The organism is Cellulomonas sp. P4_A2 (assembly GCF_056402515.1).
Map to the genome: position 1 here is coordinate 111,407 of NZ_JBFUHG010000005.1, position 8,331 is coordinate 119,737.

At 72.6% G+C, this 8,331-nt stretch carries 11 protein-coding genes; 5 read left to right on the top strand and 6 right to left on the bottom strand.

Going from position 1 to position 8,331, the window contains the following annotated elements; all coding sequences use genetic code 11:
* Positions 1 to 4: 4 nt before the first annotated feature.
* From rsgA to AC1DUE_RS06795, 4 genes are read right to left on the bottom strand one after another with little or no spacing between them, the layout of a single operon-like run.
* Positions 5 to 1,072, bottom strand: a complete 1,068-nt coding sequence (rsgA, locus tag AC1DUE_RS06780; protein ID WP_477038640.1) for a ribosome small subunit-dependent GTPase A — start codon at positions 1,070 to 1,072, stop codon at positions 5 to 7.
* Positions 1,072 to 2,373 carry a 3-phosphoshikimate 1-carboxyvinyltransferase gene (aroA, locus tag AC1DUE_RS06785; protein WP_477038641.1) on the bottom strand — a complete coding sequence of 434 codons (1,302 nt, stop codon included), beginning with the start codon at positions 2,371 to 2,373 and terminating at the stop codon, positions 1,072 to 1,074. Before aroA ends, rsgA begins: the two co-directional genes overlap by 1 nt.
* A 10-nt stretch (positions 2,374 to 2,383) precedes the next feature.
* Positions 2,384 to 2,884: a DoxX family protein gene (locus AC1DUE_RS06790; protein ID WP_477038642.1), complete on the bottom strand. Its 501-nt coding sequence runs from the start codon at positions 2,882 to 2,884 to the stop codon at positions 2,384 to 2,386.
* Between the two features lie 13 nt (positions 2,885 to 2,897).
* On the bottom strand, positions 2,898 to 3,443 hold the full coding sequence (locus tag AC1DUE_RS06795) for a ferritin (protein WP_477038643.1): 546 nt from the start codon (positions 3,441 to 3,443) through the stop codon (positions 2,898 to 2,900).
* 152 nt (positions 3,444 to 3,595) lie between these two features.
* Between AC1DUE_RS06795 and AC1DUE_RS06800 the strand changes: the two genes are divergently transcribed.
* Together AC1DUE_RS06800 and rsrA are read left to right on the top strand one after the other, a co-directional pair.
* Positions 3,596 to 4,327, top strand: a complete 732-nt coding sequence (locus AC1DUE_RS06800; RefSeq protein WP_477038829.1) for a sigma-70 family RNA polymerase sigma factor — start codon at positions 3,596 to 3,598, stop codon at positions 4,325 to 4,327.
* On the top strand, positions 4,327 to 4,638 hold the full coding sequence (gene rsrA / locus AC1DUE_RS06805; protein ID WP_477038644.1) for a mycothiol system anti-sigma-R factor: 312 nt from the start codon (positions 4,327 to 4,329) through the stop codon (positions 4,636 to 4,638). Before AC1DUE_RS06800 ends, rsrA begins: the two co-directional genes overlap by 1 nt.
* A 49-nt stretch (positions 4,639 to 4,687) precedes the next feature.
* Here rsrA and AC1DUE_RS06810 read toward each other — a convergent pair whose 3' ends face one another.
* A complete protein-coding gene (locus AC1DUE_RS06810) occupies positions 4,688 to 4,762 on the bottom strand; it encodes a 50S ribosomal protein bL37 (protein ID WP_155859599.1) in 75 nt (24 codons plus the stop codon).
* A 106-nt stretch (positions 4,763 to 4,868) separates the two neighbouring features.
* On the opposite strand from AC1DUE_RS06810, the gene AC1DUE_RS06815 reads away from it, so the two are divergent.
* The 3 genes from AC1DUE_RS06815 (at position 4,869) to AC1DUE_RS06825 (ending at position 7,531) form a co-directional block, all read left to right on the top strand.
* Positions 4,869 to 5,957, top strand: coding sequence for a type IV pilus twitching motility protein PilT (locus tag AC1DUE_RS06815; RefSeq protein WP_477038645.1), 1,089 nt, complete (start codon positions 4,869 to 4,871; stop codon positions 5,955 to 5,957).
* Between the two features lie 138 nt (positions 5,958 to 6,095).
* The gene (locus AC1DUE_RS06820) at positions 6,096 to 6,917 is read left to right on the top strand and encodes a DUF4097 family beta strand repeat-containing protein (protein ID WP_477038646.1); all 822 of its coding nucleotides are present in this window, start codon (positions 6,096 to 6,098) and stop codon (positions 6,915 to 6,917) included.
* Entirely contained in the window at positions 6,917 to 7,531 is a 615-nt protein-coding gene (locus AC1DUE_RS06825) for a PadR family transcriptional regulator (RefSeq protein ID WP_477038647.1), read from the top strand. Before AC1DUE_RS06820 ends, AC1DUE_RS06825 begins: the two co-directional genes overlap by 1 nt.
* 20 nt (positions 7,532 to 7,551) lie before the next feature.
* On the opposite strand, the gene AC1DUE_RS06830 is transcribed toward AC1DUE_RS06825, so the two are convergent.
* Positions 7,552 to 8,154: a GDSL-type esterase/lipase family protein gene (locus tag AC1DUE_RS06830; RefSeq protein WP_477038648.1), complete on the bottom strand. Its 603-nt coding sequence runs from the start codon at positions 8,152 to 8,154 to the stop codon at positions 7,552 to 7,554.
* Positions 8,155 to 8,331: the final 177 nt, after the last annotated feature.

An 8,331-nucleotide genomic window follows, 5' to 3' on the forward strand; every position in this document is an offset into this window, starting at 1 on the left:
CACGTCAGGGGCGCGCGGTCTCCCGCTGCTCGGGTTCGGCCGACCCCAGCCTGCTCGCCAGGAGCCGCCGGAACGACTCGAGGCGGGCTCCCCGCGCGGCCTTCGTGACCTCGTCCGGCGAGTCCTGCACCCACTCGTCGAGCGCGCAGTCGGGGGCGTCGTCCGCGTGCGTGCAGCCACGCGGGCACCCCTCGGCCACCGCGGCGAGGTCCGCGAACGCGCCCAGCAGGTGCTGCGGGTCCACGTGTGCCAACCCGAACGAGCGCACGCCGGGGGTGTCGATGACCCACGTGGGCTCGCGTGTGCCGGGCACCCGCAGCGCGACCGCGGAGCTGGAGGTGTGCCGGCCGCGGCCGGTCACGTCGTTGACGACGCCGACCGCGCGCCCCGTGCCCGGGACCAGCGCGTTCACCAGCGTCGACTTGCCCACGCCGGAGTGTCCGACGAGCACGGACGTCCGCCCGTCCAGCGCGTCGCGGATCTCGTCCAGCCCCTCGATGACGCTCTCGTCCCCCCGGCTGCTCACGACGACCTGCACGCCGATCGGTGCGTACATGTCGACGAGCGTCGCGGGGTCGGCGAGGTCGGCCTTGGTCAGCGCGAGCAGGGCGTCCATGCGCGCGTCGTAGGCGGCGGCGACGCAGCGGTCGATCATGCGGGTGCGTGGCTCGGGGTCGGCCAGGGCGGTCACGATCACGAGCTGGTCGGCATTGGCGACGATGATCCGCTCGACCGGGTCGGTGTCGTCGGCGGTGCGGCGCAGCACGGTCCGGCGGTCCTGGATGCGCACGATCCGCGACAGCGAGCCCTCGGCGCCGGACGTGTCGCCGACGATGTCGACGCGGTCGCCGGGAACCACGCGGTCGCGGCCCAGCTCGCGGGCCTTCATCGCGATGGCGACGCGCTCGTCGGGCCCGTCGGGGTCGACGAGGATCGCGTACCGGCCGCGGTCGACGGCGGTGACGAGGGCGACCTCGGCGTCGGCGTGCTCGGGGCGCTGCTTGGTGCGGGGGCGCGAGCCGCGACCGGGACGGATACGGACGTCCCGCTCGTCGTAGCGCCGTTGAGCCATCAGGCGGGCGTCCGGGTCCCCAGCAGCATGTCCGACCACAGGCCGACGAAGTCGGGCAGCGTCTTGGCCGTCGTCGCGACGTCCTCCACCTCGATGCCCGGCACCCGCAGGCCGATGAGCGCACCCGCGGTGGCCATCCGGTGGTCCTCGTACGTGCGCCACACGGCACCGGTCAGCGGCCGGGGCGTGATGACCAGGCCGTCCGACGTCTGCTCGGCCTGACCGCCGACGCGCGTGATCTCGGCCGCGAGGGCGGCGAGCCGGTCGGTCTCGTGCCCGCGCAGGTGCGCGATGCCACGCAGCCGGGTGGGCGAGTCTGCCAGGGCGGCCAGCGCGGCGATGGTCGGGGCGATCTCGCCGGCGGCGTGCAGGTCCAGGTCCAGGCCGTGGATCGCGCCGGTCCCGCTGACGGTGAGCCCGTCGCCGTCCAGGCTCGTCGTGGCGCCCATGCGCTCGAGGATCCCCGGGAGCAGCCCGCCGGGCTGCGTGGTGTGCGACGGCCAGCCCGGGACGCTCACGGACCCGCCGGAGACGAGCGCGGCGCACAGGAACGGCGCGGCGTTCGAGAGGTCGGGCTCGACGCGCACGTCGCGACCGGCGATGGGGCCCGGGGCGACCTGCCAGATGAAGGGCCGCGAGTCGTCCACCTCGACGCCGGCATCGCGCAGCAGGGCGACGGTCATCTCGATGTGGGGGAGGCTCGGCAGCGTGCGCCCCGTGTGCCGCAGCGTGAGGCCGCGCTCGAACCTTGCCGCCGCGAGGAGCAGCCCGGAGACGAACTGGCTGGACTCCGACGCGTCGATGTCCACCTGGCCGCCGGTGAGCCGACCGCGCCCGTGCACCGTGAACGGCAAGTGCCCCGGCTCGCCGTGCTCCTCGACGCGGACGCCCAGGGCGCGCAGCGCGGTCAGCACCGGACCCATCGGGCGGGCCAGCGCGGCCGTGTCGCCGTCGAACCGCACCGGGCCGTCGGCCAGCGCCGCCACGGCGGGCAGGAACCGCATGACCGTGCCCGCCAGGCCGCACTGGATCGTCGCGCCGCCCGTCAGCGGCGCGGGCGTGACCAGCCAGTCGCTGCCGTCCTCGTCGACACCCGTGCCCAGCGCGCCGACCGCGGCCGCCATGAGGAGCGTGTCCCGCGACCGGAGCGCACCGCGCAGGCGTCCGGGACCGTCGCCGAGCGCGGCCAGCACCAGGTAGCGGTTGGTCAGGGACTTCGACCCGGGGACCTCGACGAGCGCGTCGAGGGGTCCGGCGGTGACCGGCGCCGACCAGAGGTCGACGGAGGGGGCGGATGTCATGGCACCCAGGTTAGTGGGCCTCCGACCGCTCCAGGCGCGCCCGCTGGACCCGCCAGGCGATGCCCGGGCGACCCTCGTAGTCGGCCGCCGCGAGCACGGCCCCGGCGGTGAAGGCCAGCGCCCGCACGAACCGCTCGCGCCGCGCCCTGCGCTCCAGCTTCGTCTCGGTGCCCTTCTTGCGGGGCAGGTTCACCAGGACCAGCGGCGCCGTCAGCGCGGCGAGCGCGAGGGCGGCGATCCGGGGCGCCTTGTTGAGCGAGAGCAGGATGCCCGCCCCCGCCAGCGCTGCGCCGTGCACCTGCACGACGGTCGTCAGCTGTCGGTCGGACAGCTCGTAGCCGATCACCTCGCCCGCGGGCCCCTGCCGCACCGAGGCCGGCAGGCGACCGAGCAGCGTGGTCAGGGCGCCCCGCGCCTCGTCGGCGTGGGCGGACGGATGGCGCACGACGTCCAGACCCTCCGAGACGAACCACGAGGCGAACAGCGGACGGGCCACACGGCGCAGCAGCACGGTCGTCTCCTTCTCAGAGGGCCCCGCCGGCGGCGGTCGGTGCGTCGGCGGACACGCCGCCGTCACCGATCTGCTCGCGGGCGACGTAGTTCTCGAGGTCGAACAGGTTGTCGCCGGCACGCGTGGCGACCGTCAGCAGGGTCGTCGCCGAGGCGACCTCCTCGACCTGCTCCTTGAGGAACCAGAGCAGGAACTGCTCGCCCAGCGCGTCGTTCTCGGCGCGGGCGGCGCGGAAGATCGCCTCGATCTGGGCGGTGACCTGCTTCTCCTGGGCGAGGGCCAGGGCGATCGGCTCGGTGACCTTGTCGAAGTCGTTGCGCACCGGGCTGCCGGCGGGGATCTCGACGGCGAGGTCCCGGTCGAGGAGGTAGCGCACGATCATGAGTGCGTGGTTGCGCTCCTCGAGAGCCTGCCGGTAGTAGTGCGACGCGAGCTGCGGCAGGTCCTGGCCGTCGAACCAGACGGCGATGGCGACGTACTGCTGGTGGGCGTCGAACTCGTGGCCGATCTGCTCGCGCAGCAGCCGCAGGTAGGTGGAGTCGTCCGAGATGGTCGTCATGCCCGCCACGCTAGTGCCGGTTCGACTCGTTGGCGACGCCGGGCCAGACACGGTTGCGCAGGTGGGACAGGGTGGGGAATGGGTCGCGTGCCAGCGCCGTTGTGCCTTCCGTGACCTGTTCCACCCTCGAGACCCGACCCACGACGCCCGCCCTGACCGGTTGGGCTCTCAGCGTCCCCACCGACAAGGCACAGGAGCCCGTTGTGGCGTGGCCCACGCCGGTCGGTGGCCCCTCGTTCGCGGGGCTAGGCTCGACCGCGATGAGCGAGGACACCAACCGCGCACCCGAGGCCGAGGACGACGCGGCCCGCACCGAGCGGTTCGAGGCAGAGGCGCTGGTCTACCTGGACCAGCTGTACGGCGCTGCCCTGCGCATGACGCGCAACCCGGCCGACGCCGAGGACCTGGTGCAGGAGACGTTCGCGAAGGCGTTCGCCGCCTTCCACCAGTACCGCCCGGGCACCAACCTCAAGGCGTGGCTGTACCGGATCCTCACCAACACGTACATCAACTCGTACCGCAAGAAGCAGCGTGAGCCTCAGCAGTCCCGCTCCGAGGAGATCGAGGACTGGCAGCTGGCGCGTGCGGAGTCGCACACGTCGGCCGGGCTCCGGTCCGCCGAGGCCGAGGCGCTGGACCACCTGCCGGACTCCGACGTGAAGGACGCCCTGCAGCGCATCCCCGAGGAGTTCCGCATCGCCGTGTACCTGGCCGACGTCGAGGGCTTTGCGTACAAGGAGATCGCCGAGATCATGGGAACACCGATCGGGACGGTCATGTCCCGGCTGCACCGCGGGCGAGCCCAGCTCCGCGAGATGCTGTCGGACTATGCGCGTGGGCGCGGACTCGTCGCCGCGGCCCCCACCACGCCGGAGGTTTCGTGATGAACGAGTGGGACGAGTCGGCCCCCGAGGACGCGTCGCCGACTTCCATGTACTCAGGCGCGTGCGGCAACAACTGCGCCGACGCTCTCGACCGGTTGTGGGAGTACCTCGACGCCGAGCTCGAGGCGCCCGACTCCGAGGTCGTCCGCGCGCACCTGGCCGAGTGCCAGGGCTGCCTGGAGGAGTACGACGTCGAGGTCGTCGTGAAGAACCTGGTGCGTCGTGGCTGCCAGGAGGTGGCGCCGGACACGCTCCGCGTCCGCATCCACGAGCAGCTGACCGTCATGAGAGTGACGACGACGCTCGACTGAGTGCAACAAAGAAGGCCCSGKGCGGATGCACCGGGCCTTTCTCGTACCGTCAGGCGTTGGGACGGTTGCCGTGGTTCGCGGCGCTGCCCTTGCGGGAACGGCGCTTGCGGCCTCGCTTGCTCATGGGATCTCCTCGGTATCGACGCCAGCGCGCKGGCGCCGGACTCCACCCATGGTCCCACATCCCCAGGGTCCTCAAGTCATCGGGCCAGTTGTCCGATGACTACGGGGTGAGCCAGCCGACACAGTCAGTGATCCCGTTCCTGCACGCCCTCGCGAGCACGGGCGGCTCCGACCTGCACTGCAAGGTCGGCTCCGCGCCTCGCGTCCGCGTGGACGGCCGCCTGCGCAAGCTGCAGGTGCCGGACCTCAAGCCGGCCGACACCGAGCGCATGCTCGAGGAGGTCATCCCCGACGATCTCGTCGACCACTTCCGTACCAACCACGAGGCGGACTTCGCGTACTCGGTCCCCGGCGTGGGCCGGTTCCGTGTCAACGCGTACCAGGCCCGTGGCACCTACGGCCTGGTGTTCCGGCGGGTCGCCGTCGGCGCTCAGGCGCTCGGTGACCTGGCGCTGCCCGAGGTGATCGGCCAGCTGGCCCTCGAGCCTCGCGGTCTCGTCCTGGTCACGGGCCCGACCGGCTCCGGCAAGACGACGACGCTCGCGTCGATGGTCGACCTCATCAACACCTACAAAGAGGTCAACATCGTCACGATCGAGGACCCGATCGAGATCCTGCACCAGGACAAGAAGGCGATCGTCTCGCAGCGCGAGGTGCGCCAGGACACCGCCGACTTCACCGTGGCGCTGCGTGCCGCGATGCGGCAGGACCCCGACGTCATCCTCGTGGGTGAGATGCGTGACGTCGAGACCGTCCGTGCGGCCCTGTCCGCCGCCGAGACCGGCCACCTCGTGCTGTCGACGCTGCACACCATCGACGCGGCCGAGACGATCAACCGCGTCATCGACTTCTTCCCGCCGCACGAGCAGAAGCAGGTCCGCATCGCGCTGGCCCAGGCCCTGCGCGGGATCGTGTCGCAGCGCCTCGTCCGGCTGGCCGACGGCACCGGCCGGCGTCCCGCGATCGAGGTCATGATCAACACCGGCCGTACGCGTGACGCGATCCTCGAGCCGGCCGATGCGCCGCCGCTCATCGACCTCATCCGCGAGGGTGACTTCTACAAGATGCAAACGTTCGACCAGCACCTCTTCCAGCTGGTCCGCGACGACGTCATCACGTTCGACGAGGCGCTGTCGGCGTCCACCAGCCCGCACGACCTCACGGTCGAGCTGCGTCAGGCCGGTCTCGTCGGCTGACCCACCGAACGCTCCACCGGACGAGCCCGGACCCGCACAGGGTCCGGGCTCGTTCTGTCTCCCGGCACGGCTTGCCTTCCGACGAGACGCGATATAACGTGTTTGACGGAACGAGATATATCGCGAATGGAGAGCGTCATGGCAACCGAGTCGTGGGTCGTCGCCGGCCCGCAGATCATCGAGATCGAGGCGATCAGCGCCCTGCAGGTCCAGCTGGCCGGGGGGCGGGTCGACGTCGTCGCGCACGACGGGCCGGGTGCCCGCATCGAGGTGCACGCGGTCGACGGGCGGCCCCTCGAGATCACGCTGTCGGGCGGTGAGCTGCGCGTCGGGTACCAGTTCACGCTGGGCGGCTGGGAGAGCTTCCTGGAGAAGTTCCGCAACTTCAGCGGCAAGGACCGCGCGGACGTGCACATCGCCGTGCCGCGCGAGGTGCGGGCGCGGGTCGGCACCGTGAGCGCCGACGGCCTGCTCGCCGGCGTCGTCGAGGACGCGTCGGTGTCCACCGTCTCGGGCACCCTCATCACCGACGGCACCCGCGGTCGGCTCGGCGCCAAGACGGTCTCCGGCGAGATCGTCGTGCGCGACCACCGCGGCGACCTGCGGCTCAACTCCGTGTCCGGCGAGCTGGCGGCGTCCGGAGAGCTGAGCCTCGTGCAGGCCAACTCGGTCTCCGGCTCGCTGACGCTCGACGTGCACTCCGGCACCTCGAGCGTCACCGCGTCGACGGTCTCTGGCGACGTCACCGTGCGCCTCCCGGCGGGCAAGGGTGTCCAGGTCAAGGCGAAGTCCGTCTCCGGGCGGCTCGTCGTGGACGGCGAGGAGTACAAGGGCTCGTCGCCCGGCCAGCGCAAGGTCGACCTGCGCTCCGGCGACGGCGCGTGCTTCGTCTCGGCCAGCACGGTGTCCGGTCACGTGACCGTGCTGCGGGGCTCCGGCGTTGCCGACGGGGTGGCCTGATGATGGCGCCGGTCTTCGCCCACGGACAGCTGCGGCTCTACCTGCTGTCCCTCCTGGAGTCCGGGCCCAAGCACGGCTACGAGCTGATCACGGACCTGTCGGACCGCTTCGGCGGCACCTACCGGCCGAGCCCCGGGACGGTCTACCCGCGCCTGGCCCGGCTCGAGGAGGAGGGCCTGGTCGTGCGGGTCGACGAGGAGCGCAAGAGCACGTACGCGCTCACCGACGCCGGTCGGGCGGAGCTCGAGGCTCGTCGCGGTGACCTCGCCTCGCTGGAGGAGGGGATCGCCGAGTCGGTCCGCGAGCGGGCCGCCCAGGTGCGCGACGACGTCCGCGGCTCGATGCGCGGGCTGCGTGCGGACCTCGCCGCGGCCGCGCAGAAGGCCCGCGCCGACGCCGTGCCGCACCACCCGGACGCCAGCGCGGCCGACGCTCGCACCACCTCGCACGTGCGGTGGGTCGACGCCGAGGTCATGCTGCAGCGGTTCCGCGACGAGATCCGGGCGGAGCTGCGCAAGGCCGACGCCCAGGGAAAGGTCGAGCAGCTCACGGTCGACACCCTGCGGACCGTCCTCGACACCGCGCTGACGGCCGTGCGGGGAACGTTGCGATGACCCTGTGGGACCGGTGGCGCTCAGGCGCCGCCGTCGTCCGGCAGACCCAGCCACGTGTGCCACCCGGTGTGCAGCACCAGCCACGCCATGAGGCCGTAGCCGGCCTGCCCGGGCAGGATCCCGTCGCCGGCCGCAAGGTCGCCGAGCCACTGCTCGTGCGAGGCGAGCGGGGTGAACGTGTCGACGAACGGCACGCGCCGCCGGGTGGCGACGTCCGCGAACGCCGCTGACAGGTCGCCGAGCTTCTCGGCATCGGCGGTGCTGCCGGGCGGGGGGCCGACGACGAACGCGGGGATCCGGCGCTGCTCGGCCACGTCGAGGATGTTGGCCAGGTTGAGCCGGCTGCGCGCGAGCGACAGGCCCGCGGCGACGTCGGCCCGCCCGAGCGCGACGACCAGACGGTTGTCGGCCTCGGGGGAGAAGCGGCGCGTGACCTCGTCGTCCCAGCGGGCGCCGAGGCCCGTGCTCGTCTCGCCGGGCACCGCGAGGGCCATGGCGATCAGCGGGTCAGCCGTCGGCGTCCGCGCGGCCACGCGGCCCAGCCAGCCCAGACCCTTCGGGTCGCCCGCGCCGGCCACGAGCTCGTCGCCGACCACCGCCAACCTCAGCGGCAGCTCGCCCACGTGTGTCACCTCTCGTCGCCCGTCCGGTCGTGCGACCGTCACCGACGACCGCAGCCCCCAGTGTCTCAGGGCGGCGCGAGGACGCCCGGTTCATCGCCGGGCCTGTCGCGCCCGACCGCTCGGCCGCGCACGCGTCGAGGGCGCCCGGGCCGGGCGACGGCGCCCCCTGCTACGGGC